This is a genomic window from Sinosporangium album (genome assembly GCF_900100605.1).
GTDB lineage: Bacteria > Actinomycetota > Actinomycetes > Streptosporangiales > Streptosporangiaceae > Sinosporangium > Sinosporangium album.
The window spans coordinates 74,680-101,661 of sequence record NZ_FNCN01000018.1; the positions used below are offsets into that span (position 1 = coordinate 74,680).

Sequence of the window (26,982 nt, forward strand, 5' to 3'; positions counted from 1 at the left end):
TCGTCCAGGTACGGCACGGCCCCCCGGAGCGGCGCTCGCCGCCCTGGGGGGCCGGTCGCGTCAGGGGGCGAACTCCCCGTAGGCGGGGTCGCCGCTGAGGACCGCGGCCAGCCGCAGGTGGCCCTGCGCCTCGCCGTGCCTGCTCTGCCGCTGCAGCGTACGGCCCAGCAGCAGATGCGCGTAGGCGTCCGAAGGGTCCTGGGCGACGGCCGCCCGCAGCTCCTCCTCGGCGCGGCGGAGCTGCGCCGAGTGGTAGTAGGCGCGGGCCAGCAGCATCCGCACCGCCAGGTTGCCGGGCTCCTCGGCGCTGACGCCGCCGAGCACGTCGGCGGCCGAGATGTAGTCACGCGCCTCGAAGAACACCAGGCCGCGCTCGTAGCGCTCGGCGAGGGTCTCGGTCGTCGTCATGGCGCTCCTCCCACATTCCTCACGGCGGTGTACGGTCCACCCCGCCCAACCACGCCGCGCCGCCCTCCATTCCCGCCCCTGCCCCCCCGGGCCTCGGCCGTACGGACGGCGGGCCGGGCGGGCCTCACCGGGCGCCTCCGGCCAGGACGGAGAGCAGGTCGCCCCGGCAGGTCAGCGCCGCCGCCCGCAGCGCCGCGACGCGGCGCCGCTGCTCGGCCTCGGGCAGGGCACGCAGCGCGGCCCAGGCCCGGTCGGTCAGCGCGTTCGCGCGGCGGGCCGGGTCGCGCACGTACTCGGGCACCCCGTCGAGCGGCTCCCGCATCCACGCGTCCCCGGGAAGAGGCGCCAGGTCCCCCATCAGCCAGGCCGCGGCGACGGTCCGCGCCGCGTGCTCGTGAAGCGCCCAGCCGGGCGACGGGCCGTCCCACCTCTGGCACGACGGCGTCCCCGCCCCGGCGAGGAGACCGCGCGTGATGTCCGCCCTGGCGGCGCCGCGCCGGGGCGGGGCGCCGAGGTCGAGCGGCACCGTCCGCGCGGCGCGCGGCGGCGGCCCCGCCCCGGCGGCCAGCGGCCACAGGAACGTCAGGTGGAGGCGGCTCCACTGCGCCGCCGACGCCCACTGCTCCGTCCATCCGGTGACGCTGCGCCACCACGGGCCGGGCAGGCCGTACAGCAGCGCGACGCCCGCCGCGGCGATGCCCGCGGCGGCCCACAGCGCGGCGCCGCGCCGCAGCTCGATCCGGTGGACGCGGCCGATCACCAGGTGTCCCCGCCGGTCCGGTGCGGGGCCAGCAGCGCGCTGTAGCCGCGTTCGATTGAGGTGAACGCCTCGATCCGCGCGGGCGTCCACGACCGTATGAGCACCGCTCAGCGGGCGGGGCGTCGGCATCCGGCCCGACGCGTTGCGGGGCATGGGATCCACGGTCAGTGGCAGATGTCGCCCGGACGGTGTGGCCTCTACTGGCCGCCGGCCCGGAACACACGACGATGGCGAGGAGAACCGCTCCTCGCCATGCTCAACGTATAGCGCACTGGGGGTCTTGCGGCAAGACCCCGGTGGTGCCGCAGAATCGTCGGCCTGGGCCGGGACGTGGCCCGGGATCTGCGACAACGGGAGAATCACAACGTGCGTGTGCTTTTGTCGACGTATGGGTCACGCGGGGACGTCGAGCCGCTGGCAGGGCTGGCGGCAAAGCTGCGGGACCTCGGTGCCGAGGTGCGGGTGTGCGCGCCGCCGGACGAAGACTTCGAGCGGCGATTGGCCGAGGTCGGGGTGGCGCTGGTGCCGGTCGGTATGTCGGCGCGGGCATTGACGAAGGCCGCGCCGCCGCCGTCGGCGCTGCCCGAGCGCGCCGCCCAGGTGATCGCCGGCCAGTTCGAGGCCGTCACCGCGGCGGCCGAGGGATGCGACGTGCTGGTGGCGACCGGCATGATGCCGGCCGCGGCGGGTGCGCTGTCGGTGGCCGAGAAACTGGGCGTCCCCTCGGTGTCCGTGACCTTCCAGCAGCTCACCCTCCCGTCGCCGTACCGCCGGCCGCTGGAGTACGCAGGGCGGTCCTTTCCGCTGGAGGTGACCGACAACCGCGTGCTGTGGGAGCTGGACGCCGAGATCAACAACGAGTTGTTCGGTGCGGCGATCAACACCAACCGGGCGGCGGCCGGCCTGCCGCCGGTCGGCGATGTCCGCGGCTACGTCACGGGCAGCCGGCCGTGGCTGGCCACGGACCCGGTCCTGGACCCGTGGCGGCACGCTCCTGGTTTCACGGACTTCGACGTCGTACAGACCGGGGCGTGGATCGTGCCCGACGCCAACCCGCTCCCGCCCGATCTGGTGGCGTTCCTGGGGGCCGGAGCGCCACCGGTGTACGTGGGATTCGGCAGCATGCCCATGCTCGCGGCGACGGACGTCGCCCAGGCGGCACTGGCGGCCGTCCGGGCGCACGACCGCCGCGTGGTCATGGCCCGCGGCTGGGCGGACCTGGACGTGCTCGACGACCGGGGCGACTGCTTCGTCGTCGGCGAGGTCAACCAGCAGGCGCTGTTTCCCCGGATGGCCGCCGTCGTACACCACGGCGGGGCGGGAACGACGACGACGGCCACCCGGTCCGGCGCACCGCAAGTGGTGGTGCCCCAGGCGGCCGACCAGCCGTACTGGGCCGGCCGGGTCGCCGACCTGGGCATCGGCGTCGACCACGGCGGTCCGGCGCCGACCACCGAGTCGCTGTCGGCCGCGCTGGCGACGGCTCTGAACCCTGAGACCCGTGCGCGTGCCGGGGCCGTGGCCGGAGGGATCCGGACCGACGGTACGGCGGTGGCCGCGAAGCTGCTGGTCGACGCGTACGGCTGAGCAGGTGCGGGCCCGGCCAGGTCGAACCGGTGGGCGCGTCTGCGAGCAGGTATCCCAGCGACACCCACTGCACCGCCGCCAGCGACGCGTGGAACTCACGCTGCAGGGCGGGGAACGCCAGGGTGACGATGCTGGCGTCGAGCTGCCCCATGAACGCGCCGATGCACACCGCTCCCACGGCGAAAAGTACGGGTTGCCGTGTCCTCTCCCTGGGCATTTTTGGCGTTACGGCCTCCACTGCTCCGCTGGCGACACACCCGGCAGCGGCTTGCCGATGAGGGCCAGAGGGAGGAAGAAGCAGACCTGGCCGATGGCCATGATGAGCGTGGCGAGCGCCTTGTCGTCGTACTGCTCGGACGCCCTCGCGTACAGCTCGTCGGGGACGCGCTCGCCGAACGGGTTCGAAGTGAGCACGGATTCGACCAGTTCCAGCGCGATGCGTTCAGCGTCGGTGAAGTAGGGCGCGTCCCGCCAGGAGGCCACGGCGGTGATGCTCTCCTCCGTGGCACCGGCCTTGCGGAGGTTGCCGGTGTGCAGGACGGTCAGGTACGTGCTGCCGGCGATCTGGCCGGCCCGCAGCTGTAGCAGGCTGATAGTGGTCGGCGGGATCGTGCCGTTCCCGGTCGCCTTGTACAGGGCGCCGCCGATGTCCTTGAGCTCGGGGACGAGCACGGCGGGGTTGGGCAGGCGCGACTCGGTGGTGGTCATGGTGGTGGGTTCCTTTCTGAACGGTGTTTCGCTGCTCTGACGGATCGCATGGGGCGAAGGTGACCGGTGAGGCGGTCGATTTCATCCGGGCGTGCTGCCGAGGGTTTCCGGCGTGGGCTTGCTGTCCCGGTTCGCGGGGCGAGGGCGCAGGAGTAGGACGGCGGTGAGGATCGCGGCCAGGTAGAAGCCGCCTGCGCCGAGCATGCCGGCGGTGTAGCCGCTGGTGAGCGCGTCATGCAGGGCTGTGCCCGGCGGCCGGCTCGTGGTGGCGGTGACGGCGATGCCGGCCAGGCCGCGCGCGCTGCCCACCCCGCCGGCCGACGCCGGGCCGTTCGCGCGGACGACGCGGGTGTTGGCGAACGCCACCTGGTCCAGCGGCGGCGTGCTGTTGAGCCCGTACCCGAGGCCGAGGATGCTGTGCGGGCCGGGCACGCCCGCCCAGAACGCGGCCTCCTGCTCAGGCGCGGCCGTCCACCGCTGGATCGGCCGGAACCGCTCCTCCTCGGCCGCGGGCAGCCCCAGGTAGAGGTCCAGCCGTACGGAGTCCGGATGCGCTCGTCGTAGACCTGCTGGACCTGCTGGATCGACTGCCCGGTCACCCGCCGGGTCACCTCGTTCACCATGGCGAACGAGACGAACCCGCCGTAGCCGTAGGCCGAACCGGGACGCCAGTACGGCCGCTGCCCGGCCAGGCGGCGCGCGATCACCGCGTCGTCGGCCAGTTCGGCCGCCGACAGCCCGCCGTCGACGCCGATCACGCCGGAAGTGAGTGTTGGTCGCGGGCATGACGGATGGTCCGGAGGAAAGGTGACCGGTGCGTTCGCGGTCACCTTTCACTGGTTTGATGCGTCAGCGCTCTGACGTGGCTGAGATGAGAGGAACGCAACCGTGACGCCCCATGACTTTCTGGCCGGCCAGTTCCAGGAGCACCGCCCCCATCTGAAGGCGGTCGCCTACCGCATGCTCGGCTCGCTGAGCGAGGCCGAGGACGCGCTCCAGGAGGCATGGCTGCGGCTGGCGCGTTCGGACTCCGGTGACATCGACAATCTCGGTGGCTGGTTGACCACCGTGGTGGGCCGGGTGTGCCTGGACATGCTCCGCGCCCGCAAGTCCCGGCGTGAGGAGTCGCTGGAGGACCGCCTGCCCGACCCGGTGATCAGCCGCCCGGATGCCGCCGACCCGGAACAGGAAGTGCTGCTGGCCGACTCGGTGGGCCTGGCGCTGCTGGTCGTGCTGGAGTCCCTGACCCCGGCCGAACGGCTGGCGTTCGTGCTCCATGACATGTTCGGACTGCCGTTCGATCAGATCGCACCCATCGTGGACCGCACCCCCGTGGCAGCCAGGAAGCTCGCCAGCCGCGCCCGCCAGCGGGTCCGCGGCGCAGCTCCGAACCCCGACCCTGACAGGGCAGATCAGCGCCGGGTGGTGGATGCCTTCCTCGCTGCCGCCCGCGGCGGCGACTTCGCCGCACTGATGTCCATTCTCGACCCCGACGTGGTGCTGCGCGCCGACGGCGGGATGCTCACCGGCGGCATGAAGACCATCCGCGGCGCCGTGGCCGTGGCTGGACAGCTCGCCATCTTCCAGCGCATGGCCACCAGCGCCGCCACCCACCCGGTGCTTGTCAACGGCCTCGCCGGCCTGGTCAACACCATCGATGACCAGCTCATCTCTGTCATGAGCTTCACCATCTCCGACGGCAAGATCGCCACGATCGACATCCTGTCCGACCCCGATCGGCTGGCCCAGCTCAACCTCATCCGCCTGGAGCCGTGATACCTGACCCTGTTGACACCCCCGACGCCGTCGCGTGCCCCATCATGGCGAGGGCGTCACTGGGCATGAGAATGCCTTCTCGAAGAGGCCGACTGCCTCCGACGCCCTGCTCCCAGCTACTTCCGGAATCTCGGCCGACGGGAAGGCGGTCATCGCATCGCCTGCGAGGCGCGTATGAAGAGGAGGTTGGTAATGCGCCCCACTTGCTTGCGCTGACCTGCAGAGTTGCTTATCGCAGGCCGCCACCTCCTTTTATTCGTGTTGACTTATATAAGTACCGGCCTGTAACTTCGGCGCTGTGCATGCGTTCGACATACTCGGCGACCACGTACGCCGCAGGATCCTGGAGCTGCTCGCCGAAGGCGAGCAGACCTCGGGCGCGCTGTGCGCTGTCATCCGCGAGGAGTTCGGCATCTCCCAGCCCGCCGTCTCCCAGCACCTGAAGGTGCTGCGCGAGGCCGGGTTCGCCACCGTGCGGCCCGAAGGCACCCGGCGGCTCTACGCCGTCAACCCCGAACCACTGCGCGACATCGACACCTGGCTCGACCGCTTCCGGCGCCACTGGACCCCCCACCTGGACGCGCTCGCGACAGAGCTCGCACGCGGAGAACGCCAACGGCGACTCCGCGAAGAAGCCGCCGGACAGACCGGCGGGGAGACCAGCAGACAACCACGAACCACGGGGAGCACCCCATGATCAACGTCACCGAGCAGATCAACGCCGTCGCCCGCCGCCTCGGCACCCGCGTCGTCGAGGCGGGGGAGGCCCGCACGATGACCATCAGCCAGACCTACGACGCCGCCGTCGAGGACGTGTGGGACGCCTGCACCAACCCCGAGCGGCTCCCCCGCTGGTTCCTGCCGGTGACCGGCGACCTGCGCCTGGGCGGCCGCTACCAGCTCGAAGGCAACGCCGGCGGCGAGATCCAGCGCTGCGACCCGCCCAAGAGCTTCGCCGCCACCTGGGAGTTCGGCGGCGGCATCAGCTGGATCGAGGTCCGCCTGTCCCCCGCCCCCTCCGGCGGCACCCGCTTCGAACTGGAGCACACCGCCCTCCCCGACGACCACTGGAACCAGTACGGCCCCGGCGCCGTCGGCATCGGCTGGGACCTGGGCGTCATGGGCCTGGCGCTGCACCTGGCCACCGGGCACGGCAACGACTCCGCCGAGTTCGCCGCATGGTCGGTCTCGCCCGACGGCATCCGGTTCGCCACGCTCAGCGGCGAACTCTGGTGCCAGGCCGACATCGACGCCGGCGCCGATGCGGAGGCCGCGCGCGCCGCCTCCGCCCGCACCATCGCCTTCTACACCACCCCGCCGCAGGACGCCCCGGCCTCCTGACCGGGCCCCCGCCGTACGGCACCCGCCCGCGCGGCCCGCCTCAGAGCAGCACGCAGACCACCGGCCCGGCGCCGGCGGCCGCGATCCAACGCTCCACGCGCGCCGCGTGGCCGCCGCCGGCCCCGCTCAACGTCCACCCGCCTCCGGCAGCGGCGTACCCGCCCCGCGCGCCAGCAGCGCCTCCACCCCCGGCGTCACCACCTCGCGGAACACCGCGTCCATCCCCCGCGCCGTCGCCGTACCGCCGTCCTCAGCCCACCGCACCAGCAGCGCCGTCAGCGCCCCCACCACGCACGCCGCCACCAGCTCCAGCCCCTCCGGCGGCCGGCCGCCCGCCGGCACCGCCGCCAGCAGCTCCTCCCGCACACTGCCGGTGAGGATCCGCTCCACCCGCGGCACCACCACGCCCCCGCCGCGCCGCCCCAGCAGCGCCCGCACCAGGTCGCGGTGCTCCCCCACATGCTCGAACAGTGGCAGGCTGAACCCGAACAGCCGCCCCGGCGCAGGCCCCGACCCCGCCTTCAGCATCTCCACCAGCTCGTCCAGGTTCCCGAACAGCACATCCCGCTTGTCGGTGAAATGCGCGTAGAACGTCGACCGGCCCACATCCGCCCGGTCGATGATGTCGGTCACCGTCACCGCGTCGTAGCCCTTCTCCAGGATCAGCTCCACCAGCGCCCGCTGCACCGCCTGCCGCGTCCGCCGCACCCGCCGATCCCCGACCCGCCGATCCGCACCCTGCCGATCCGCGCTGCGACCGCCCGACTTCCCGGACGCCTTCCCCACCCCTGTCCCGAAACGCACAACCACGCCGATATTGCCTGTTGACCCGTCGGCCATCACGAACACACCATTCATTTCCGCACACATTGTCCGGAAACGCAATGGAGAGCCCGTGCCGACCCCGCCCACGCCCGTCATCACCGTCCACGACGCGGCGAAGACCTACACCACCCCCGCCGGCGACTTCCCCGCCCTGCGCGACGTCAGCCTCACCGTCGCCCCCGGCGAATTCGTCACCGTCACCGGCCGGTCAGGCAGCGGCAAAAGCACCCTGCTCAACCTGCTCGCCGGAATCGACCGCCCCACCTCCGGCAGCGTCGTCATCGCCGGAACCGACGTCCACACCCTCCCCGAATCCCGCCTGTCGTCCTGGCGCGGACGCACCATCGGCATGGTGTTCCAGTTCTTCCAGCTCCTGCCCACCCTCACCATCGCCGAGAACGTCATGCTCCCCATGGACTTCTGCGCCACCCGCCCCCCACGCGAACGCCACCCCCACGCCCTGCACCTACTCGACACCGTCGGCATCGCCGACCACGCCGACAAACTCCCCGCCGCCCTGTCCGGCGGCCAGCAGCAGCGCGCAGCCATCGCCCGCGCCCTCGCCAACAACCCACCCGTCCTACTCGCCGACGAACCCACCGGCAACCTCGACTCCGCCACCGCCGACATGATCCTCGAACTGTTCACCGCACAGGCCGACACCGGCACCGCCATCGTCATGGTCACCCACGAACGCGACCTCAGCACCTGGGCCCACCGCCAGATCCACCTCGCCGACGGCCGCATCGCCCACCAGGACACCCCGTGACCCGCCCCCGCTACACCAAGATCCGCCGCGACATGCGGCAGGCCCGCGGCCGCATCCTGCTCATGACCACCGCCGTCGCCGTCAGCCTCATCGCCATCGGCGCCATGCTGACCGCCCGCACCGTCGTCACCCGCGAAGCCTCCGCCAACTACACCGCCACCCGCCCCGCCTCCGCCACCCTCGACATCGCCGGCGGCATCACCCCCGACCTGCTCACCCAGGTCCGCACCCGCCCCGGCATCACCGACGCCACCGCCCGCCAGACCCTCACCGCCCGCGTCCGCACCGGCGACACCTGGCACAAAATGCTGCTGTTCGTCATCGACGCCGATGACCCGCTGCGCATCTCCCGCTTCGACATCGAACGCGGCACCTGGCCCCCACCCGCCGACGGCATCCTCCTCGAACGCTCCGCCCAAGCCCTCCTCGACAACCCCACCGCCGTCACCGTCACCGCCCCCGGCGGCCAACCCGCCACCTTCACCGTCACCGGCGCCGTCCACGACGCCGCCGCACAAGAACGCACCGCCTACGGCTACCTCACCCCCCAAGGACTCACCCGCCTCGGACCCACCCCCACCCACCACCAGCTGAAAACCTCCATCGCCGGCGACCAGCACACCGTCGACACCCGCGCCCGCGAACTCGCCACCTGGCTCACCAGCCAGGGACACACCGTCAACGCCATCACCGCGCCCCCCGCCGGACGCCACCCCCACCAGAGCCAGATCGACAGCGTCACCCTGCTGTTCCTCGGCTTCGCCGCCGCGGCCCTCCTGCTCGCCGCCGCCGTCGTCGCCACCACCCTCGGCGGCATGCTCGCCCAGCAGACCCGCCAGATCGGCATCCTCAAAACCCTCGGCGCCACCACCACCCAAATCCTCGGCACCTACCTACTACTCACCCTCGCCGTCGCCACAGCAGCCCTCCTGCTCGCCGCCGCACCCGCGATCCTCGCCGGACTCGCCCTCGCCGACGCCACCGCCGGCCTACTCAACCTCGACATCACCGACACCTCGATCCCCACCTGGGTCCTCGCCGCCCTCGCCGCCACCGGACTCGGCACACCCCTGCTCGTCGCCCTCGCCCCCCTCACCCGCGCCGCCCGCACCACCGTCCGCGCCGCCCTCGACCACCGCGGCACCACCCCGCCCGCCACCACCCGCGCCGTACGGCCGGCGCGCGGCAACCGGCTCGTATCCCTGGCCCTGCGCAACGCCCTGCGCCGCCGCGGACGCCTCGCCCTCACCCTCGCCCTGCTCACCGCAGGCGGAGCCCTGTTCACCGGCGGCCTCTCCACCGCCAACGCCTGGAACACCTGGGTCGACGACGGACTCGCCCGCCGCCACTACGACGCCGAGATCACCCTCACCCGGCCCGCCCCCGCACACCGCCTCACCGAACTCCTGCGCGGCGTCCCCGGCCTCACCGCCGCCGAACCCCTCAGCTCCGCGCCCGCCGTACCCGTCCGCGGCGGCCAGGTCGAACCCGCCCGCACCTACCCCGACGGCGGACACGGCGCCTTCAACCTCGTCGCCCTGCCCCCGCAAAGCCGCCTCACCGACTTCGAGCTCCTGCGCGGCCGGCACCTGCGCGACGGCGAACCCGGCACCGCCGTACTCAACCAGACCGCCGCCACCCGCCTCGGCGACCCCGCCCCCGGCACCCACGTCACCCTCCGCGCCGCCGGCACCGACACCACCCTGCGCGTCGTCGGCGTCGTCGCCGAGGTCGGAGGCCCCGCCACCGCCTACACCGCCCACGAACCGCAGGCCACCGCCACCGCCGTACGCCTCGCCTACGACGACCCCGCCGCCCTCACCCGCGCCGAACAGCGGCTCGCCGACGCCGGCATCGCCGCCGCCACCGTCGTCCCCACCGCCGAACTCCGCACCGCCGTCGACGAACACGTCCTCATCCTCATCCAGACCCTCGTCGCCCTCGCCGCCCTCATGGCCGTCGTCGGCACACTCGGACTCGCCTCCGCCATGGGCATCGCCGTCACCGAACGCACCCGCGAATTCGGCATCATGCAGACCCTCGGCGCCACCCCCCGCACCGTACGGCTCACGCTCATCCTCGAAGGCACCGCCATCGGCCTGGCCGGCTCCCTGCTCGCCGTCGCCGCCGGACTGCCCGCCGCCGCCCTCGTCGGCGACATGCTCGGCACCCTGTCCTTCGGCCTGCCCCTGCCCCTCGCCCCGTCCCGCGGCGGCATGGCCGCCTGGGCCGCCCTCGGCGTCGCCGCCGCCGCGGCCGCCACCCTCACCGCCGCGCGCCGCGCCGGCCGCCTCACCGTCAAAGACACCCTCACCTACGAATGACCAGCACGACCAGCCGCACCCAAGGACCCGCCATGAGCACCGCAGACCACACCGCAGACCACAGCGCCGCCGCCACAGCCGCCCGCGCCACCGCCCTCGCCGGCGGGCCGCTGTTCCTCCTCGGCGTCATCCTCCACCCCGCCCGAGACGGCCACGGCATCGCCGCCGCCGGCAACCTCTACGGCCTCACCCACGACATCCAAGCCATCGGCCTCCTCCTCGTCGCCATCAGCCTCGCCGCCGCCCACGCCTCCGCCCCCAAGCGGTACGGCACCGCCGGCCTCCCCGTCTTCCTCACCGCCCTGGCCGGACACCTGCTCTGGCTCGCCGTCATCGCCATCGACGGCGCCCGCAACCCCGTCATGGCCCGCCTCGACCCCACCATCGTCCACACCCACGCCGACTTCGACCCCGGCGTCGTCGCCATCGCCCTGCCCGCCATGCTCCTGTTCCCCCTCGGCTCAGTCCTCCTCGGCCGCCTCCTCGCCAAAAACGGCGCCCACTGGCCCGGCCTGCTCATCGCCGGAGGCATCCTCATCTACACCGCCGGAAGCATCGCCGTCTTCATCGCCGGCCCCCACTCGCCCCTCGTCCAAATCCTCGAAGTCGCCGGCGCCCTGCCCTACGCCGCCGGGCTCGCCCTCCTCGGCCTGCAGCGCGGCGGCACCGCCCGGAAGTAACCCCCGGCCGCCCCCGCCGTACGGCGTCAGTGCCCCGCGGCCCGCTCCAGCAGCAACACCGTCACACCACGCCAATCCCGCTGCCGCCGTACGGCGAAGCCCTCCTCCAGCAACCGCGTCACCTTCGCCGCCCCCACCGGCGCCAACCCGTAACGCGACGGGAGATCGGTGCCGGGCCGCACCGCCCGCCCCGTCTCCTCCCGCACCAGCCACACCCGGCCCGCCGCCGGCTCCGCCCCCAGCACCTCAGGCAGATCGCCGTACCGCGACAGCCCCTCCCGCGCCCACGGCACAGCGAACACCACCGCGTCCCCCGCCTGCCGCCCGGCCGACACCCACGCCGCCGCCGACCGGTAATCCACCTCGTGCCCGCCCGGCTCACGCACCCGCACATGCTGCGGCCACGCCACCGCCACCGCCGCCCCCACCGCCACGACCGCCACCGGAACCCGCACCCGCGCCAACGCCACACCCGCCAGCAGCGCGAACCCCGGCGCGGCGGCCAGCGCGTACCGCGTGTTGTAGACCGGCGTCGCCACCTGCGACACCGCGAACAGCACCAGCGCCGGCAGCGCACCCCACACCAGCGCCCCCGCCGCGAACCCCCGGCCCAGCCCACCCGGACCGGAACGCCACAGCGCCCATCCGCCCGCGACCGCCACCGCCACCACCGCCCACCCGAGCAGCACCGCCGCCAGATGCCCCACCTCCGGCACCGGCCGCCACGACGTGATCGAACTGCGCAGCAGCACCAGATCCGACCAACCCGGCACCGCCAGCCACGACACCTGCCCCACCTGCGACGCCGACACCACAGCCAGCACCGCCGCAGGCACACAGCCCGCCGCCATCCACCCCAGCAACGGCCGCCACACCCCCGCCTTCGCGACCGCCGCCACCACCAGATGCGCCGGAAGCACCAGCACCGCGAACAGATGCGTACACGGCAGCAGCGCCACCGCCACACCGTAGCCCGCCCACCGGCCCCGCGACGGCCGCTCAAGCACCCGGTGCAGCGCCCAGAACGACAGCACCGCAGCCGCCACCGCCAACGCGTACGGCCGCGCCTCCTGCCCGAACCGCGACATCGACGGCAGCACCACCAGAACCAGCGCCGCCGCGACACCGGCCCGCACCCCGCCGAGCCTGCGCCCCAGATCCGCCAGCAGCCCCGCCGCCGCCCCGATCCCCAGCGCCGACGGCAACCGCAGCCACCAGTCCGCCCCACCCAGCCACGACCACACCAGCATCAGCGCGTAATACGGAACGAACACCACATCGCGCTCGGCCAGCACCTCCGCCAGCTCCGCCGGCGACGACACCGCCTCCGCCGTCGCCAACTCGTCCGCCCACATCGACGGCACCCACGACCCCGCGAAAACCACCGCGAAAGCCGCAACCCCCGCACACCACCCCAGCACGCCCGAACCCGCAGCCACCATACGCACCGGCCGAGCCTACAAGCGGCCCGCCGTACCGATGCCCGACCACGATCCAGCGGTGCCGTCTCCGCCGCGCGCGGCGGAGACGGCACCGCTGCGAACCGGGTGCGAGACGAACCACTGCGAACCCACCGCCTACCGCAGCCGGACCGGCTCGACCCCGCCCCAGAGCCGGAGCGGCCAGGCGGAGCTTGTTGCCAGGGAAGGGCGACACCGAAGCCGACGAACCGTCAGGCCGAGGACCCACTGTCGATGACCAGGTCGGCGCCGACCACCGCACCCGCTGCGGGCGAGGCGAGATAGAGCACCCCAGCCGCCACTTCCTCGGCCTCCGCGACCCGGCCCAGCGGGTTCTCCGTCTTCACCCGCTCGGCACGGTCGGCCTCGCTCTCGCCGGGCCGCAGCGACATGGGCGCAGCCGCGGCGCCGGGGCTGACGGCGTTGATGCGGATGCCCTGGTGGATGTGGTCGAGAGCGGCGGCGCGGGTCAGCGCGGAGACCGCTGCCTTCGAGGTGATGTACGCGGCAACGTTCGGGATCCGCAGGTGTGCGCCCAGGTTGGAGGAGATATTGACGATGGCGCCGCCACCGTTCCCCTTCATGTGCGCGATCTCGTGCTTCATCGCCAGCCAGACGCCGGTGACATTGGTCCGCAGCACCGCGTCCCAGTCCTCCTCGCTCACCTCGCCGACAGGTACAGCGCCGCGGAGTATCCCGGCGTTGTTGACCGCGATGTCCAACCCGCCGAAGCGGGCAACGCTCTCGCGTACGAGGTTCTGAAGCCGGCCGGAGTCCGTGACATCGGCGGTGACGGCGGCGGCCGTGCCGCCGGTGGCCTCGATCAGACCGACCGTCTCCTCCAGGGAGGCAGCGGTGCGTCCCGCGGCGACCACAGACGCGCCCTCGGCGGCGAAGGCGAGCGCGATCGCGCGGCCGAGGCCGGAGCCTGCGCCGGTGACGAGGACGGTCTTGCCGGTGAAGCGGTTCATTACGGTGGCTCCCTTGAGTGATGGATTACTTGGTGCGGTGGTTCAGAAGGGCGACGGCGGCCAGAGCGGCCCCTGTCGCGGCCAGGGACCAGGCGTCGCTGCCGAGCGTGAGCAGGATCGCGAACAGGAGGGTCGGGCCGAATTCCATCGCGGTGTTCAGCACGCCGCCCGCGAGCCCGGTCTGCTGCCGCGGCACGCCTTCGGTGGCGAGCACGGCGGCTCCCGCGAAGGAGGCCGCCGTGCCGGCCGGCAGCAGCACGAGGCCCGGCAGCAGTCCATACCCATACGAGACGTGTGCGTCGAGCCCGGTGAGCGCGAGGAGGGCGAGCCCGGCCGCGGCGGTGCCGAGCCCGGCGGCTGTGACGGTTCGGGCCCCGTACCGGACGATGAGCGGTCCTGCTGCCCGGCTCGAGGCGATCAGCGCAACAGCGAACGGTACGAACGCCGCCGAGGTCTGCAGCTGCGACCAGTCGAGCGCCTGCTGGAGTTGGAGCGAGAGGACCACGAAGGTGATCGCGGTCGCGCACGCGCTCAGCGCGATGGCCGTGAGAGCGAGGACCCGCCGCCGGTCGAGCAGGAAGCCGGGCGGCAGCAGCGGGTCGGCGACGCGGCGCTCGGCGTACCAGAACGCGGCCAGCAGCGCGGCCCCGCAGAGCAGCGGCGCGAGCACGCCGACCGACCACCAGGGGCGGGTGTCGGTGACGATGAGCCCGTAACTGGCGAGGGTGATCCCGGCGGTGGCGAGCAGAGCGCCCGGCAGGTCGAGAGTCCTGCTCCGGCTCGGCGTGGTGTCCGGCAGCAACCGGGGCGTGAGGGCGAGGGCTGCGAGGGCCGCCACGAGCGGTACGGCGAAGGTCCAACGCCAAGACAGCAGCGCCGAGATGACGCCGGAGAGCAGATGGCCCGCGGTCGCGCCCAGTACCGAGAGCCCGCCCCAGGTGGCCATCGCCCTGCCGTACGCGGCTGGGGAGGGGAAGACGGCGTGCAGCACGGCCATGGCGGCGGGCGCGATCAGAGCCGCCCCCGCCCCCTGCGCGAAGCGCGCTACGAGCAATGTCCCGATGCCGGGGGCGAGCGGGACCGCGGCCGAGGCGGCGGCGAAGAGGACCAGGCCCGCGGTGAGCGCAGGCCGACCCCCATAGCGGTCCGCGAGGCGTCCGCCGAAGAGCAGCAGCCCGGCGAAGGTCAGTCCGTAGGCGGCGCTGAGCATGATCAAGTCTGCGCGCCGCAGGTCGAATTCGCGCCCGATGAGGGGCAGCGGTATGGAGAGCGCGGCCAGCGTGAAGATCAGAGTGGCCTGGACGCCACCGAGGAGGACGAAGGCGTACCGCTGCTGCATAGTGGCCACGCGGGCAGCGCCTGTGGTGGTCATGCCTTCCTCCTGATATTTGACCGATCGGTCCATTATTCGGGCATGCGACAGGGAGCCCGGTGGATTCGGCAGATGCGAGTCAGTCCAGCAGGGCCAGGGCCTGTTCAGCCGCGTCCCGCACCCGGGCGGGATCGTTCGACGCCTTGCCGACGATCCGTATCCCCTGCAGCAGCACGAGCAGCATGCGGGCCAGCGCACGCGGATCGCGCCCCTCGGGCAGCTCACCCTGGGCCTGCGCCCGCACGAGCGCAGAGCACAGCAGAGTCTCGGCGTGCTCCCAGCTGATCTCGACCCGGCGGGCCGCCGCAGGGTCGTGCGGCGCCAGCTCGGCCGCGGTATTGGTGATGAAGCAGCCGTTCAGCCGCCCCTCGGAGGAGGCGGCCTCCGCGGCGAAGCGGCGCACCACCGCCCGCACCGCAGGCAGTGCGGGGCCCGGCCGGGACAACTCGGCAAGGAGAGCCGGGTCGCGCGTCTCGCCGTACCGGTCCATGGCCTTCAGATACAGCTCGTGCTTGCTACCGAAGGTCGCGTAGATGCTGGCGCGGCCGATGCCGAGGTGCTCGACCAGATCCGTCAGCGACGTCGCCTGGTAGCCGCGCCGCCAGAACAGCTCAAGGACCGACTGCAGCGCGGCGTCCGGATCGAATTCCTTGGTCCTGGCCATATCGAAGACCATAAACCTATCAAGAACGATCGGTCAAATAACTGCGCGGTCCAGGGGTCGCCACCCGGCATGCGACCTCGTGTCGCACCTTGTCACAGCGGCGGGCGCAGCCCGTCCAGCACCAGGGTGATGACATCGTCGGCCTCGGCCCGCCAACCGGGGCGGTCATGGGCCGCACTGATGCCGTGCAGCACCATCATCACGGCACCGGCATCCACGTCATCGCGAACGGTGCCGTCCCGCACGGCGGCGGCCACCAGGTCGGTGACAGCCCGCTCCAGCGCCCGGCCGCCCTCGGCAAGGGCACCCGAGCGATCGGCCATGAGCGTGGCCAGCGTCCGGGCCAGGCCCTCGTGGGCATCTATGTGGTCGACCATGCCGCGCAGGAAGGTCGCCAAAGCCTCCGCCGCGGGCAGCGTGGCCTGCAGCCGGCGGGCGCGGTCGCACAGCGCGGCGACTTCCCCGTGGTAGACCGCCTCGGCCAGCGCCTCCCGGGTGGGGAAGTGGCGGTACAGCGTGCCGGTGCCCACCCCGGCCAGGCGGGCGAAGTCATCGAAGCGCAGGTCGAAGAAGTCTCCGGCGTCGAAGACCTCCCGCGCCTTGGCGATCAGGACATCGCGGTTGCGTTGGGCGTCGGCCCGCAGCGGCTTGTCGGCGGTCATGCGCTACCTCGCATTGACAAGTGGAGATGACCTCCATATTTTGAAAGTGGAGATGACCTCCAAATCGATCGTACCCCACGAGGTGCAGCGTGAAGATCCTGATGTTCGGCCGAGGCGTGATCGCCACCGTCTACGGCTGGGCCCTGCAACAGGCCGGACACGACGTCGAGTTCTACGTCCGGCCGGGCCGCGCGGCGACGTACGGAGACGCAGTGGACCTCGACCTGATCGATACGCGGCGCCGGGTGTGGGGGCAGCGCGTCGTCGAGAAGTGGCCGGTGCGCTACCGCGAGGCACTGGAGCCGGACCACGACTTCGACCTGATCGTGCTCAGCGTGCCGCACCACCGCCTCGCGGAGGCGACGGCCTTCCTGTCCCCGCGTGTCGGCCAGGCCACGGTGCTGGTCTTCGGCAACATCTGGACCGAGCCGCTGGCCGCGATCGGCGCACTCCCCGTCGACCAGATCGCCTGGGGCTTCCCCCAGGCCGGCGGCGGTTTCGGCGCGGACGGCGTGCTCCGTGGGGCGCTGCTGCCGTCGGTCGTCTTCGGCACCCTCGGCCAGCCCCCGACCGACCGGGAGCGGGCCGTGCGCCAGGCGTTTCGCGAGGCCGGGCTCCGGCTCAAAGAGCAGCCCGACTTCCGCGGCTGGCTGTGGATCCATTTCGTGTCGGATGCCGGCCTGTTCTCGCAGGCCCTGCGGCTGGGTTCCCTGTCCAAGCTGGCCGGGGCGACGGGCGACCTGCGCGAGGGGCTGCTGGCGGGCCGCGAGCTGCTGCCGCTCCTCAAGGCACGCGGCCTCGACCTGCGACGTCACCGGGGCGGTCCGCTGCTGTTCCGGGCGCCCACCTGGCTGACGGCCCCCGCGCTCGCCTTGCTGACCGCTCATGTCGCGCCCGTGAGCGTGAATTTTGCGGCGCACTCCGACCCCGACGCCGAGGAGCCGCGTGAGGTCTGCCGGGACGCCCTGGCCGAAGCACGACGGTTGGGCATCTCGGTTCCGCGCCTGGAAGCGGCGGAACCGCACTTCGCCCGTGAGGGGACGGGTCGAGTCTGAATCCACCGATGCTGTCGGTCCCGGTGGTCCGTTGCGGCTCCTTGGTCCGCCGCATCCCAGAGCCGAACCCGGTCGCACCGGTCGACCAACCGCCGTTCGCACACGGCTTTTCACCGTCCAGCCGCTATCGCCTGTCCGTGACGTCGTGGAAGGAAAAAGTCATGACCACCACTGAGAAGCACGAGTTCCCCATGGCCCGTACGTGCCCGTTCGCGCCGCCGCCGGCGTACGAACAGATCCGCGAAGAAGAGCCGGTCTCGCGGGTTCGTCTGCCCGACGGCGGGTGGGCCTGGGCGGTCAGCCGCCACGAAGACGTGCGAACCGTATTGAACGACCGGCGGTTCAGCGCCGACCGGCAGCATCCGGACTTCCCGCAGCTCGTCAAGGGCGAGGCGGCGTCCCGGCGGCCGGACGAGGAGCGCCTCCTGATCGCGATGGACGCACCGGAGCACGGGCCGGCGCGCAAGGCCGTACTCGGCGAGTTCACGGTGCGCCGGTTGGAGGCGCTGCGGCCGCGGATCCAGGAGATCGTCGACGGGCAGATCGACGAGCTGCTGGCCGGGCCGCGGCCCGGCGACCTGGTGGACTCGCTGTCGCTGCCGGTCCCGTCACTCGTGATCTGCGAGATGCTAGGTGTGCCCTACGCCGACCATGAGTTCTTCCAGGAGCACACGGTGGCGGTGATCAAGCAGTCGACGCCGCCCGAGGAGCGGTGGGCGGCCGTGAGGGCCATCCAGGACTACATGACCGACCTCATCGCGGAGAAGGAGAAGAACCCGCCGGACGACCTGCTCGGGCGGCAGATCGTCAAGCTGCGCGCGGACGGCACCTACCGGCGGACGGCACTGGCCGGCATGGGCTTCCTGCTGCTCGTGGCCGGCCACGAGACGACGGCGAACATGATCTCGCTGTCGACCGTGGCGTTCCTGCGCAACCCGGAGCAGCTCGCGATGATCAAGGCCGACCCGGGCAGAACGCTCAACGCGGTCGAGGAGATGCTGCGGTACTTCACCATCATCGACGTGGCGACGGCCCGGCTGTGCGTCGAGGACATCGAGGTCGGCGGGCAGCGGATCCGCGCCGGCGAAGGAGTACTGGCGCTCGGTTATTCGGCCAACCGCGACCCGCGGGCGTTCGAGAACCCGGACGGGCTCGACATCGAGCGCGGCGCGCGCCACCACGTTGCGTTCGGGTTCGGGCCGCACCAATGTCTGGGCCAGAACCTCGCTCGGATGGAGCTGCAGATCGTGTTCGACACGCTGTTCGGCCGCATCCCCACGCTGGAGCTGGCGATGGATATCGACGAGCTGCCGTTCAAGGACGACGCGAACATCTATGGCCTGTACCAGCTCCCGGTGACCTGGTAGAGGAGAGGGCCATGAGAATCATCGCGGACACCGGCAGGTGCGTCGGCGCCGGACAGTGCGTGCTCATTGAGCCCGAGCTGTTCGACCAGAGCGAGGACGACGCCACGATCATCGTGCTGAACGAGACACCGGAGGGCGAGCTGGTCGAGAAGGCCCGCCAAGCGGTGCACGTGTGCCCTAGCCAGGCCCTCTCCCTGGAGGATTGAGTCGATCCGCAGATGGCCGTTCAGCCTGAAAGAATCACGCTGAACGGCGCGCCAGGCGTGCTGTGATCCATCGGACGGGTGACTTTGGGCGCCACCGTAGGTGGAGGGTTTGAGGGTTGGGTGGATCGGTGGGTTTGCAACACCCCGACGCCTTTACAACGTAGATTTATAACGACGCCAGTCTGCCCGGCAGGCACCACCGTCGTGATGGGCAAGGCCACGGTTGACGAGCAGCACGACCTGCGTGGATCCGGCTCTCCCGCCACGTCCACATGGCCGGCCCCCCTCGCACCCCCCTCTCCGCAGGGCCCTCGCCCCTGTGAAACCTGTCCCCTCACCCCAGCCCGCCCCCCTACCCCACGGCGGGCCGGCGCGGTCGAAGACCGGCAGCAGAAGCTCGGGGAAGTCCAGCCGGGGCAGCATCGCATCGATGAGGGCACGGAACTCCTTTTTGCCCATTCGGCAACGACGTTTGTGGATTCGCCTTCTCTATCGGCACTATGACGAACCGATCCGTCGTCGCGGGTGAGGCCGACGGAGCCGGTGGAACGTGGCCGCGATGAGGCCACGGGCAGAGATCATCCATCGTGAATGAGGAGAACGGCCCATGACACACGGATTCGACAAGGACTACTGGGAGCGCCACTGGCAGCAGGCGCAGCCAGAGGGCCCCGGATCCATGGGCGGCAACCCGCCGAACCCCTACCTCGCTCGTGAGACCGGCGACCTGACGCCGGGCACGGCGCTGGACGCGGGGTGCGGCGGGGGCGCCGAGGCGATCTGGCTCGCCTCCCGCGGCTGGCACGTCACCGCGGCCGACATCTCGACCGAGGCCCTTGCCCGCGCCGCCGAGCGCGCGGCGACGAGCGGGGCTTCTGAGCGCCTGCAAATGGTTGAGGCGGATCTGAGCGTCTGGAGCCCGGACCAGCGGTTCGACCTGGTCATGACGCACTACGCGCACCCGGCGATGCCCCAGCGGGAGTTCTACGACCGCATCGCCGGATGGGTGGCTCCCGGCGGCACGCTGCTCATCGTGGGCCACCTGCACGCCCAGGGCGCTACCGGCCACGGGCATGGGCACCACCCTCCCGCCGAAGCATCGGCCACCCGCGCGGCCATCACCGCGCGCATGGACGACACCGAGTGGGAGATCGTCACCGCCGAAGAGCACGTCCGCACGCTCACCGGCCACGGCGGCCGAGAGGTGCCCCTCCACGATGTCGTCGTGCGGGCCATCCGACGCCACTGATCACACCGCCGGCGGCTCCCCCGCCACCGAGGTCATCACCACCGCCGTGCCGCCTGAGCGTCACGGCGTCGCGTCCGTGCTCAACGAGGTCATCGGAGAACGGCGCCGAGCGACGCACATGAACGGCGTCGATCCTTACACTCCATTCACAAGCTTGTGAATGTTGCGTAGCATAAGCAGTGCGTACGCTAAGTAGATGCACAACGTGAGGCGGACGCCCAGATGACCGATGAAACCATAGGCGCACGCGACGCGGAAGCCGTACGCCGCTCGGTGGAGCGGATGGCCCGGATGTTCTCCGAGTGGGGTTTCCCGCCGATGGCCGCCAGGGTGCTGTTCACCATGATGGCGTCCGACGAGGACGCGCTGACGGCCGCCGAGCTCGGCGAGCGCATCGGCGTGAGCCCCGCGGCGATCTCGGGGGCCGTGCGCTACCTCGTGCACATCAACCTGCTCTACCGCGAGCCGGTGCCTGGCTCACGGCGTGACAGATACCGGATGCCCGACGACGCGTGGTATGAGGCCTCCATGACGAAGCTGACGCTCTTCAGCCAGGTGGCCGACGCGGCGAAGGAGGCGGTCGAAGCGGTGGGCGGTCCGGACACGCCCGCCGGCGCACACCTCTCCCGGATGCGCGACTACGTGGGTTTCCTCCAGATGGAGGTTCCCGGTCTTCTGGATAAATGGCGTCAGCAGAAACCCGAGACCTTTACAAAGTAGATTGCTGGCATCTCAGGCGAACTGGTCCACGCCCAGCTTCACGATGAGCGCGGACACGACGCACACCAGCACGGCACGCACGAACCCGGCCCCCCTCCGCACCGCCGTACGCGCGCCGAGCTGCGCCCCCAGCACGTTGCACACCGCCATCCCCGCACCCAGCCCCCACAGCACGTGCCCCTCCCCGGCGAACACCGCGAGCGCCCCCAGATTCGTCGCCGTGTTGACGACCCGCGCGGTCGCCAAGGCGTGCAGGAAGTCCATCCCCACCACAAGGGTGAACGCCATTACCAGGAACGTGCCCGTACCCGGCCCGAGAACGCCGTCGTAGAAGGCCACCCCGACCCCCGTCAGCGCGACCGCCGCCCATCTCCTCCTCCGCGTCCGCAGCTCCGGCCTCGCCTCCTCCCCCAGCGCCGGCCGCACCAGGATCAGCACCAACACCCCCGCCAGCACCCCCAGCACGATAGGACGGAGCAGCCCGTCGGACACCGCCGAGGCCGCCAGCGCCCCCAGCCCGGCCGCCACCACCGAGAGCGCTCCCGCCGGTACGGCGACGGCTCGGTCAAGCGGAACCCGCCGTGCGTACGTCACCGCGGCGGACGCCGTACCGGCCACCGAGGACAGCTTGTTCGTCGCGAGCGCCTGCACCGGTGGCACCCCGACCGCCATCAGCGCGGGAAGCTGGATCAGGCCGCCGCCCCCCACCACGGCGTCGATCCACCCGGCCGCGACCGCGGCGACAAGCAACACCACAACCTGCTCGAACGGCACGGGGGCTCCCAGATGGCACAGCACAATCGAGCAGCAAACGTATCAACCAAGCCCACAGACGGATGATCCACCCCGCGGCCCGCGGCCCGCCACCCCGTGACCCCGTGACCCCGTGACCCCGTGACCCCGGCTCCCGCCGTACGGCGCACGCCGATGCCGGCGCCAGGCGTCAGGCGTCGAGGAGGGGGATGAGCTGCTCCTCCTCGTAGTCCAGGTGGCGTTCGAGCTCGGCAGTGAGCCGTTCGACGTCGGCGAGCAGCAGGTCGCGCTCGACGCTGTCGGAGGCCAGAGCCGAGCGCAATTCCTCGATGAGGGCGGCGATCTTCTGGTGTTCGTCGCGCAGCCTGCCGAGGGTGGGGGCCAGCTCGGGCCGCCGGTCGGCGAGGGCGGGGAACATGACGGTGTCCTCGCCGGTGTGGTGGAAGTGGAGCCCCTGGCAGACGGTCAGGCAGTTGATCCGGAGCTGGGCTCCCAGCAGGGGGCCGGACTTGGCGATTGCACTGCGGATGAGGGCGAGTTCCCTCCGGAACGCGTCGTGGACCGATTTGAGCGCGACGCCCCACGAGGCGTTGTTCGGGCGGCCCGGCCCGACCGGCTCCAGGGCGACGACCGGAATGACGCGTGTCGCCTTGGCCTGGTAGTCGCCCCACCCGGGATCGTCCTCGACCGCTCGGGCGAAGGCACGGTCGCGCTCCTCTTCCGGGAGGACGACGGCCCGCGCGTCGTAGGTGAACACGCCGTCGTCGACGACGACCTGGGGGTTGGCCAGCAGGTTGTGGAACCACGCCGGATGGTGTGGCGCACCCCCGGCCGAGGCGATGATCAGCACCCGCTCACCTCCGTCGTGGAGGTAGCCGAGCGGTGTGGTGTGCGGGGTCCCCGACTTGGCTCCGATGGTGGTGAGCAGGAGCAGCCGGGCTCCTTCGAACATACCGCCGACGCGGCCACCGTTCGCTCGGAACTCCTCGATGACCTGCTTGTTGAAATCGTTGGGCATTCTCGTCTTTCTTCCGGTGGAATTCATGCTCTCGCGCTCTGTGCGCGGGCATGGCAAAGCAGCCGCGGCAGGGCGCGGAAAATCAAAGGCATGGAAAATGGGAGGCTCGGACGGCTCGCAGCGCTATGTGTCAGGAAAACGCTCGCGCTGAATCACGCGGGAAGCGGTGAGCCGCGTAGGAGACGCTGAATGGCGCGGGAACGCCGAACCACGAAGGGTGCACTTAGCCGCGAAGGGCGCACTGAATCACGAGGAAGGCGGGCTTCTCGCCCGTCCGGCCCTCACGCCCCGGCCGGGCGCTCAATCTGCTCTTGGCCAATGGCCGACCCGGCAGTCATGGCAATGACCATAACGGAGTTGGAACACCAACGCAATCGGCGTACGGAATACGAAAAGAAATCCCGGCGGAATCGGGCGCCGGGTCATGTGGCGGCGGGCGGCGCCGTACGCGGCGACCCGGCGGCTAAATAGGGGCTCCCTCGTCGGTGTCGTCCGGGCTGGGGGCGGGTGTGCCGGTGCCGGTCTCCCCCGGCGTGGGTTTCGGGGTGGGCGTTTCGGGCCGCTGGGTGGGCACGGGCGGCGGTGTCGGTTCGTACACGGTGGGCGGCAGCGGACGGCGCGGCTGCTCGACCCGGCTCTCGGCCCCGAACAGCAGCAGCAAGACGACGGCGAGCAGCGCCGTCAGCCCGGTGAGCACCGAGGCCGCGGCGGTGACGGCGCGGCGGGTCTCGGTGGGGGGCGGAGGGGGCGGCGGCGGGGGCGGCACCGCCGGTGAGCGGTCGGGGAGCCAGTACGGCACGAAGTCCGGGCCGTGCCGTTCTCCGATGAGGGTGCCGCTCACCATGACGGGCGCGAGGAACCACTCGGCCCCCGCGCGGCCGGGCACGTGGGGCGTCGCCACCCAGGGGGCGCGACCGCCGGACATGGCGATCACGCGGGGAGCACGGCCGCGTACGGCTCGCGCCCACAGCCCGCGCACGCCGCCGCGCGTGCCGCCGTGGCCGGAGGCCGCCGCCCGGATGGAGGTGACGAACCGCTCGCGGGCCGCCGCGTCGAGGGCCGCTCCCCGGGTGAGGACCGCGACCGAGACGGGGCGCTGGTCGGGCCCGTAGGCCAGGTAGACAAGTCCGGCGGGCTCCGATCTCAACCGGGCCTGCAGGACGAACGGCCCGAGGTTGGGCGGATCACCGTAGTGCAGCGGACTTGCCACGTCTGTCATGAAAGCACACGCGCGGTGCCGTGCACGTGCGCGCCGCGTTTGGTGGAATACCAAGATGAGCGCCGCCGAAGAACTGTCCAGCGATACCGATACCGATGCCGATCTGCTCCGCCGAGCCCTCGCGGAGGTGCGTGAGGTGATCGTCGGCCAGGACCACCTGGTCGAACGCCTTCTGGTGGCGTTGCTGGCGCGGGGCCACTGCCTGCTCGAAGGGGTGCCGGGTGTGGGCAAGACGCTGGCGGCGCAGACCCTGGCCACGGTTGTGGGGGGCGATTTCGCCCGCATCCAGTTCACCCCCGACCTGGTGCCGAGCGACATCGTCGGCACGCGCGTCTACCACCCGTCGAGCGAGACCTTCGATGTCGAGCTGGGGCCGGTGTTCGTCAACTTCCTCCTGGCCGACGAGATCAACCGGGCTCCGGCCAAGGTCCAGTCGGCGCTGCTGGAGGTGATGGCGGAGCGGCAGGTCACGCTGGCGGGGCGCACGCATCCGCTGCCGAGGCCGTTCGTGGTGCTGGCGACGCAGAACCCGGTGGAGTCCGAGGGCGTCTACCCGCTGCCGGAGGTGCAGCGCGACAGGTTCCTGTTCAAGGTCAGGGTGAGGCATCCGAGCGCGCAGGAGGAGCTCGCGATCCTGCACCGCATGAGTGTGCGCCCTCCCTCTCCCGTGGCCGTGCTCACCCCCGCCCGGCTGCTGGCGCTGCAGGACGCCGCCGAGCAGGTGTCGGTGCACCATCTGGTCGCCGACTACGTGGTGCGGCTGGTGATGGCGACGCGGGCGCCGCACGAGTACGGCCTGGCGGAGCTGTCCGACACGATCGAGGTGGGGGTCAGCCCGAGGGCGACGCTCGGTCTGGTGGCGGCGGGCCGGGCGCTGGCGCTGCTGCGCGGACGCGACTACCTGCTGCCCGACGACGTGCGGGACGTGGCGGTGGACGTGATGGCGCACCGGCTGATGCTGACGTTCGACGCGGTGGCCGACGGGGTCGACCCCGAGGAGGTCGTGGGCGACATCCTGCTGGCCGTGGCTCCGCCGCTCGTCGTGTGGAACCAGGGCCGCCCGTGACGTCGTTCGCCGCCGCCGAGCAGGCGCTGCGCCGCCTTGAGCTGACCATCGCGCGCCGGCTCGACGGGATGCTGCACGGCGCGCACCGCGGCCTGCTGCCCGGCCCCGGCAGCGAGTACGGCGACAGCCGCCCCTACGTCCCCGGTGAGGACGACGTGCGCAGGATGGACTGGGCGGTCACCGCGCGGACCGGCACAGCGCACGTGCGCGACCTGGTGGCCGACCGGGAGCTTGAGACGTGGGCGCTGGCCGACCTGTCGGCCAGCATGGACTTCGGCACCGAGGAGATGGACAAGCGCGGCCTCGCGGTGGCGGCGGTGGCCGCGGTCGGGTTCCTCTCCGGGCGCGCCGGCGACCGGTTCGGCGCGTGCGTCCTGCACGGCGCGCACGTGCACCGCATGCCGGCGCGGGCGGGCCGGGCGGCGCTCTACGGGCTGCTGCACTCGTTGATGGACGCGCCGCGCGGCGGTGCCGTACCGGATGCTCCGGGGCTCGCGGAGGCGGTGGAGGTGCTGGGGTCGGCGCGGCGCAACCGGGGGCTGCGGGTGGTGGTGTCGGACTTCCTCGACGCCGAGCCGGTGCTGGACCCCGCGGCGGAGAGAGCGTGGGAGCGGCCGATGCGGCGCCTGGCGGCGCGCCACGACGTCCTGGCCGTGGAGGTGCTCGACCCGCGGGAGCTGGTGCTGCCGCCCGGCGGCACCGTGTCGTTCGCCGACCCCGAGACCGGGCGTGTCCGGCAGGTACGGCTGTCGCGGCGGGTCAGCGAGAAGTACGCCGAGGCCGCCGCACTTCAGCGGCGCGGCACCGCGTCCGCGCTGCGCCGCGCGGGCGTGTCGCACCTGGTGTTGCGCACCGACAGGGACTGGGTGCTGGATGTGGCGCAGTTCGTGCTTCGCCGCCGCCGTACGGCGCGGGCGGCGCACCGGCTTCCGACGTCAGGAGCACGCAGGTGACGTTCCTCTCCCCCGGTTGGCTGTGGCTGGCCGTACTGCCGGTGGCGCTGGTGGCCGCCTATGTCGCGGCGCAGTTCGCGCGGCGGCGCTACGCCGTCAAGTTCACCAACCTGCCGCTGCTGACGCTGGTGTCCCCGGCGGGGCCGGGCTGGCGCCGGCATGTCGCGCCGGGGCTGTTCCTGGTGATGATGGCGCTGCTGGTGGTCGCCGCGGCGCGGCCGGCCGACTCGGTGCGGGTGCCGCGCGACCGGGCGACGATCATGGTGGCGGTCGACATCTCGCTGTCGATGGAGGCCGACGACGTGCCGCCCAACCGCCTGGTGGCGGCCAAGGACGCGGCGCAGCGGTTCATACGGGACCTGCCGGAGCGGTTCAATGTGGGGTTGGTGTCGTTCGCGCGGTCGGCGTCGGTGGTGGTGTCGCCGACGACCGACCACATGGCCGTGGTGACGGCCGTCGGGACCCTCGGGACGCGGCCGGGCACGGCGATCGGCGAGGCGGTGTTCAACTCGATCGATGCGATCCGCTCGTTCGACCAGCAGGCGGTGAGCGATCCGCCGCCCGCGGCGATCGTGCTGCTGTCCGACGGCGACAACACCTCGGGCCGGTCGATCGCCGAGGCCGTGAACGCGGCGGGGCGGGCGAAGGTGCCGGTGTCGACGATCGCGTACGGCACGCAGGAGGGCACCGTCGTGATCGACGGGCGGCCGGTGACCGTTCCGGTCAACAAGGCGACGCTGCGTACCTTGTCGGAGGGCACCGGCGGGCGTGCCTACGAGGCCGAGTCGGGCACGCAGTTGCGTGAGGTGTATGAGCAGATCGGTTCGTCGCTCGGCTACCGGACGGTCCACCAGGAGATCAGCCAGTGGTTCACGGTGGGGGCTCTGGTGGCGGGCATGCTGACGGCGGCGGCGGCCCTGGTGTTGGGGACGCGTTTTCCGTAGGCGATTGGTTTCCTGGTTGTTCAGGGGCCCGGATGCGTTGCCGTATGCGCGTGAATTTAAGAGTGCGTTAAGAATGCGGGGATATATCGAGGGCATGGGAAAAGGGTGCGGCCTGGCGGGCCGCA

Annotated in this window: 28 protein-coding genes; 15 read left to right on the top strand and 13 right to left on the bottom strand. The window is 71.9% G+C overall.

Annotated features, from left to right (window positions below; all coding sequences use genetic code 11):
• Positions 1–60: 60 nt before the first annotated feature.
• Both BLQ73_RS19190 and BLQ73_RS19195 read right to left on the bottom strand, forming a co-directional pair.
• Entirely contained in the window at positions 61–408 is a 348-nt protein-coding gene (locus BLQ73_RS19190; RefSeq protein ID WP_093171852.1) for a tetratricopeptide repeat protein, read from the bottom strand.
• A 124-nt stretch (positions 409–532) separates the two neighbouring features.
• Entirely contained in the window at positions 533–1,168 is a 636-nt protein-coding gene (locus tag BLQ73_RS19195; RefSeq protein WP_093171853.1) for a hypothetical protein, read from the bottom strand.
• Positions 1,169–1,534: 366 nt separating this feature from the next.
• Here BLQ73_RS19195 and BLQ73_RS19200 point away from each other — a divergent pair, with 366 nt between their 5' ends.
• On the top strand, positions 1,535–2,755 hold the full coding sequence (locus BLQ73_RS19200) for a glycosyltransferase (RefSeq protein WP_093171854.1): 1,221 nt from the start codon (positions 1,535–1,537) through the stop codon (positions 2,753–2,755).
• Positions 2,756–2,980: 225 nt separating this feature from the next.
• On the opposite strand, the gene BLQ73_RS19205 is transcribed toward BLQ73_RS19200, so the two are convergent.
• Both BLQ73_RS19205 and BLQ73_RS31480 read right to left on the bottom strand, forming a co-directional pair.
• Positions 2,981–3,463, bottom strand: a complete 483-nt coding sequence (locus BLQ73_RS19205; RefSeq protein WP_093171855.1) for a carboxymuconolactone decarboxylase family protein — start codon at positions 3,461–3,463, stop codon at positions 2,981–2,983.
• A gap of 81 nt (positions 3,464–3,544) precedes the next feature.
• Positions 3,545–4,249 carry a hypothetical protein gene (locus BLQ73_RS31480; RefSeq protein WP_245691192.1) on the bottom strand — a complete coding sequence of 235 codons (705 nt, stop codon included), beginning with the start codon at positions 4,247–4,249 and terminating at the stop codon, positions 3,545–3,547.
• Positions 4,250–4,351: 102 nt separating this feature from the next.
• Between BLQ73_RS31480 and sigJ the strand changes: the two genes are divergently transcribed.
• The 3 genes from sigJ (at position 4,352) to BLQ73_RS19225 (ending at position 6,580) form a co-directional block, all read left to right on the top strand.
• Positions 4,352–5,239 carry an RNA polymerase sigma factor SigJ gene (gene sigJ / locus BLQ73_RS19215; protein ID WP_093171856.1) on the top strand — a complete coding sequence of 296 codons (888 nt, stop codon included), beginning with the start codon at positions 4,352–4,354 and terminating at the stop codon, positions 5,237–5,239.
• A 298-nt stretch (positions 5,240–5,537) separates the two neighbouring features.
• Positions 5,538–5,936: an ArsR/SmtB family transcription factor gene (locus tag BLQ73_RS19220; RefSeq protein WP_093171857.1), complete on the top strand. Its 399-nt coding sequence runs from the start codon at positions 5,538–5,540 to the stop codon at positions 5,934–5,936.
• Entirely contained in the window at positions 5,933–6,580 is a 648-nt protein-coding gene (locus BLQ73_RS19225; protein WP_093171858.1) for an SRPBCC family protein, read from the top strand. The genes BLQ73_RS19220 and BLQ73_RS19225 overlap by 4 nt, the downstream gene beginning before the upstream one ends.
• 126 nt (positions 6,581–6,706) lie before the next feature.
• Here the strand turns inward: BLQ73_RS19225 and BLQ73_RS33480 are convergent, their stop codons facing one another.
• Positions 6,707–7,288, bottom strand: a complete 582-nt coding sequence (locus tag BLQ73_RS33480) for a TetR/AcrR family transcriptional regulator (protein ID WP_218125926.1) — start codon at positions 7,286–7,288, stop codon at positions 6,707–6,709.
• Positions 7,289–7,475: 187 nt separating this feature from the next.
• Here BLQ73_RS33480 and BLQ73_RS19235 point away from each other — a divergent pair, with 187 nt between their 5' ends.
• The 3 genes from BLQ73_RS19235 to BLQ73_RS19245 are packed head-to-tail and all read left to right on the top strand — an operon-like array spanning position 7,476 to position 11,178.
• Positions 7,476–8,174, top strand: coding sequence for an ABC transporter ATP-binding protein (locus tag BLQ73_RS19235; protein ID WP_093171859.1), 699 nt, complete (start codon positions 7,476–7,478; stop codon positions 8,172–8,174).
• Complete coding sequence (locus BLQ73_RS19240) at positions 8,171–10,498, top strand: FtsX-like permease family protein (RefSeq protein ID WP_093171860.1); 2,328 nt, start codon at positions 8,171–8,173, stop codon at positions 10,496–10,498. Before BLQ73_RS19235 ends, BLQ73_RS19240 begins: the two co-directional genes overlap by 4 nt.
• Before the next feature lie 32 nt (positions 10,499–10,530).
• A complete protein-coding gene (locus BLQ73_RS19245; RefSeq protein WP_093171861.1) occupies positions 10,531–11,178 on the top strand; it encodes a hypothetical protein in 648 nt (215 codons plus the stop codon).
• Positions 11,179–11,204: 26 nt separating this feature from the next.
• Here BLQ73_RS19245 and BLQ73_RS34650 read toward each other — a convergent pair whose 3' ends face one another.
• The 5 genes from BLQ73_RS34650 to BLQ73_RS19270 form a co-directional block, all read right to left on the bottom strand.
• Positions 11,205–12,620, bottom strand: a complete 1,416-nt coding sequence (locus BLQ73_RS34650) for a glycosyltransferase family 39 protein (protein ID WP_093171862.1) — start codon at positions 12,618–12,620, stop codon at positions 11,205–11,207.
• Between the two features lie 230 nt (positions 12,621–12,850).
• Entirely contained in the window at positions 12,851–13,609 is a 759-nt protein-coding gene (locus tag BLQ73_RS19255; protein ID WP_093171863.1) for an SDR family NAD(P)-dependent oxidoreductase, read from the bottom strand.
• 25 nt (positions 13,610–13,634) lie between these two features.
• Positions 13,635–14,981 carry an MFS transporter gene (locus BLQ73_RS19260; protein WP_093171864.1) on the bottom strand — a complete coding sequence of 449 codons (1,347 nt, stop codon included), beginning with the start codon at positions 14,979–14,981 and terminating at the stop codon, positions 13,635–13,637.
• A gap of 79 nt (positions 14,982–15,060) precedes the next feature.
• Positions 15,061–15,645 (bottom strand): TetR/AcrR family transcriptional regulator, encoded by a 585-nt coding sequence (locus tag BLQ73_RS19265; protein WP_093171898.1) that lies wholly within the window; start codon positions 15,643–15,645, stop codon positions 15,061–15,063.
• A 92-nt stretch (positions 15,646–15,737) separates the two neighbouring features.
• Positions 15,738–16,307 (bottom strand): TetR/AcrR family transcriptional regulator, encoded by a 570-nt coding sequence (locus BLQ73_RS19270; protein WP_093171865.1) that lies wholly within the window; start codon positions 16,305–16,307, stop codon positions 15,738–15,740.
• Between the two features lie 89 nt (positions 16,308–16,396).
• Here BLQ73_RS19270 and BLQ73_RS19275 point away from each other — a divergent pair, with 89 nt between their 5' ends.
• The 5 genes from BLQ73_RS19275 (at position 16,397) to BLQ73_RS19300 (ending at position 20,904) form a co-directional block, all read left to right on the top strand.
• A complete protein-coding gene (locus tag BLQ73_RS19275) occupies positions 16,397–17,362 on the top strand; it encodes a ketopantoate reductase family protein (protein WP_093171866.1) in 966 nt (321 codons plus the stop codon).
• Between the two features lie 161 nt (positions 17,363–17,523).
• Positions 17,524–18,729 (top strand): cytochrome P450, encoded by a 1,206-nt coding sequence (locus BLQ73_RS19280; RefSeq protein ID WP_093171867.1) that lies wholly within the window; start codon positions 17,524–17,526, stop codon positions 18,727–18,729.
• 11 nt (positions 18,730–18,740) lie between these two features.
• Complete coding sequence (locus BLQ73_RS19285; protein WP_093171868.1) at positions 18,741–18,935, top strand: ferredoxin; 195 nt, start codon at positions 18,741–18,743, stop codon at positions 18,933–18,935.
• A gap of 607 nt (positions 18,936–19,542) precedes the next feature.
• On the top strand, positions 19,543–20,184 hold the full coding sequence (locus BLQ73_RS19290) for a class I SAM-dependent methyltransferase (protein ID WP_093171869.1): 642 nt from the start codon (positions 19,543–19,545) through the stop codon (positions 20,182–20,184).
• A 222-nt stretch (positions 20,185–20,406) separates the two neighbouring features.
• Entirely contained in the window at positions 20,407–20,904 is a 498-nt protein-coding gene (locus BLQ73_RS19300; protein ID WP_093171871.1) for a GbsR/MarR family transcriptional regulator, read from the top strand.
• 12 nt (positions 20,905–20,916) lie between these two features.
• On the opposite strand, the gene BLQ73_RS19305 is transcribed toward BLQ73_RS19300, so the two are convergent.
• From BLQ73_RS19305 to BLQ73_RS19315, 3 genes are all read right to left on the bottom strand, one after another.
• Complete coding sequence (locus BLQ73_RS19305; RefSeq protein ID WP_093171899.1) at positions 20,917–21,678, bottom strand: TSUP family transporter; 762 nt, start codon at positions 21,676–21,678, stop codon at positions 20,917–20,919.
• A 169-nt stretch (positions 21,679–21,847) separates the two neighbouring features.
• The gene (locus BLQ73_RS19310; protein WP_093171872.1) at positions 21,848–22,675 is read right to left on the bottom strand and encodes a nitroreductase/quinone reductase family protein; all 828 of its coding nucleotides are present in this window, start codon (positions 22,673–22,675) and stop codon (positions 21,848–21,850) included.
• A gap of 463 nt (positions 22,676–23,138) precedes the next feature.
• Positions 23,139–23,894 (bottom strand): hypothetical protein, encoded by a 756-nt coding sequence (locus BLQ73_RS19315; protein WP_093171873.1) that lies wholly within the window; start codon positions 23,892–23,894, stop codon positions 23,139–23,141.
• Positions 23,895–23,949: 55 nt separating this feature from the next.
• Here BLQ73_RS19315 and BLQ73_RS19320 point away from each other — a divergent pair, with 55 nt between their 5' ends.
• From BLQ73_RS19320 to BLQ73_RS19330, 3 genes are read left to right on the top strand one after another with little or no spacing between them, the layout of a single operon-like run.
• The gene (locus BLQ73_RS19320; protein ID WP_093171874.1) at positions 23,950–24,960 is read left to right on the top strand and encodes an AAA family ATPase; all 1,011 of its coding nucleotides are present in this window, start codon (positions 23,950–23,952) and stop codon (positions 24,958–24,960) included.
• Positions 24,957–25,913 (top strand): DUF58 domain-containing protein, encoded by a 957-nt coding sequence (locus BLQ73_RS19325; protein WP_245691193.1) that lies wholly within the window; start codon positions 24,957–24,959, stop codon positions 25,911–25,913. The genes BLQ73_RS19320 and BLQ73_RS19325 overlap by 4 nt, the downstream gene beginning before the upstream one ends.
• The gene (locus BLQ73_RS19330; RefSeq protein WP_093171875.1) at positions 25,910–26,857 is read left to right on the top strand and encodes a VWA domain-containing protein; all 948 of its coding nucleotides are present in this window, start codon (positions 25,910–25,912) and stop codon (positions 26,855–26,857) included. Before BLQ73_RS19325 ends, BLQ73_RS19330 begins: the two co-directional genes overlap by 4 nt.
• The last annotated feature ends 125 nt before the right edge of the window (positions 26,858–26,982 follow it).